This is a genomic window from Burkholderia sp. Se-20373, from assembly GCF_017104705.1.
Lineage (GTDB): Bacteria > Pseudomonadota > Gammaproteobacteria > Burkholderiales > Burkholderiaceae > Burkholderia.
In genome coordinates, this window is record NZ_JAAGPH010000387.1 from 1 (window position 1) to 594 (window position 594).

Annotated in this window: 1 protein-coding gene; it reads right to left on the minus strand. The window is 74.9% G+C overall.

Going from position 1 to position 594, the window contains the following annotated elements; genetic code table 11:
* The coding region (locus G3N96_RS38915; RefSeq protein WP_241023050.1) for an FGGY-family carbohydrate kinase at positions 1-594 on the minus strand (594 nt) is incomplete at both ends.

The window sequence follows — 594 nt, forward strand, 5'->3', positions numbered from 1 at the left end:
TGCCCGCCAGTGCCCGATCGCGACGCCCGCGAGCAGCGCGGCGCCGCGTGTCGCGGCGTTCGGGCAGTCGATCGCGTGGAGCGACGCGCCGAGCGCATCGGCCAGCAACTGGCGCCAGCGCGGATCGACCGAGCCGCCGCCCGCGAGACGCAGGATCGCGACCGGATCGACGCGATCGGCGTCGCGGATCGCATCGAGCCCGGCGCGCAACGCGAACGCGACGCCTTCGAACGCGGCGCGCATCATCGCGCCGCGCGTGTCGCCGAGCCCGAGGCCGAGCCAGCCGCCGCGTGCGTCGGGGTTCATCCACGGCGAACGCTCGCCCGTCAGGTACGGCAGGAAGCACAGGCGTTCCGACGCCGCGTGGGCGAACGCGTCGTCATACGCATCGGCCCACTGCGCGTAGCCGAGCCAGCCGCGCACGGCTTCGAGCGCGAGCCCGACGTTCTGCATCGCGGCCATCGTGTAATAGCCGCCGCCGGCCGCCGCACGATAGCGATGCAGCCCGCGTCGAGCGGGCGGCAGCGCATCCGCGAGCACGACGATCTGGCCGCCGCTGCCGGTCGTCAGCAGCGCGTCGCCGGCGGCGGCGAG